The organism is Mesorhizobium sp. M1A.F.Ca.IN.020.03.2.1, assembly GCF_004023205.1.
Classification (GTDB): Bacteria; Pseudomonadota; Alphaproteobacteria; order Rhizobiales; family Rhizobiaceae; genus Mesorhizobium.
Genome location: NZ_RZSV01000498.1, coordinates 1 through 685 on the forward strand (window position 1 = coordinate 1; position 685 = coordinate 685).

Here is a 685-nt window from a genome sequence, read left to right on the forward strand (position 1 = left end):
GGCTACGAATCGGGTTTCGGGATTGCCAAATTTGACCGTACCTACACCGGCTGGACGGTTGGATTCGGAGCCGACTACGCTTTGAACGAGAAATGGGTGGTGGGCGTCGACTACGCCTATTCGCATTTCGCAAAGCACGACTTCTCGGAAGACAGCGCGGCCGTGGGACCGACGATCGTGAAACCCAGCACGCACACTGTGTCGCTGAGCCTCAACTACCGTTTTTAGATCGTCGATCGCGTGAGGCGATTTGGGAAGCCCGTTGGCTATGGCCGGCGGGTTTTTCTTTTTAGTCATCCAACTGCAAACATGGAAGACAAGGCCAACAACCCCGCAATGTGGATGGCATTCTACGAGCGAAGCCGAAACTAGCTTCGAGAGAACACGCGACAGTTCGGACAAGCAGGTTAGTTCATCAAAAGCACCAGAGCGGGATGCAGCTTCTTCAGGTTCGGCAGTGATTTCGATTGCCAGGGAATGTCGGGCGTTCCGCGCACGACAAGTCGAACATCGGGATGCTTGCGCACCTCGATTGTAAATTTCGCCAGCAGGTTGATGCCGGAAGAGTTGAGAAAGTGAAGGTCCTTCAAATTGAGTGTGATGGAAGCGGGATTTGAGGCAAGAACACTGGTCGCCAAAGCCGTGATCGGCGCCCCCGCCTCGGAACTGGCAAGCCGCATGGCAC

At 55.2% G+C, this 685-nt stretch carries 2 protein-coding genes; one reads left to right on the top strand and one right to left on the bottom strand.

What is annotated here, in order from left to right; genetic code table 11:
* A partial coding sequence (locus tag EOA79_RS32360; protein WP_164894088.1) for an outer membrane beta-barrel protein occupies positions 1 to 228 on the top strand: 228 nt, incomplete at its 5' end.
* A gap of 179 nt (positions 229 to 407) precedes the next feature.
* On the opposite strand, the gene EOA79_RS32365 is transcribed toward EOA79_RS32360, so the two are convergent.
* Positions 408 to 685 (bottom strand): hypothetical protein (locus tag EOA79_RS32365; RefSeq protein ID WP_128293715.1); only part of this gene is annotated, 278 nt, incomplete at its 5' end.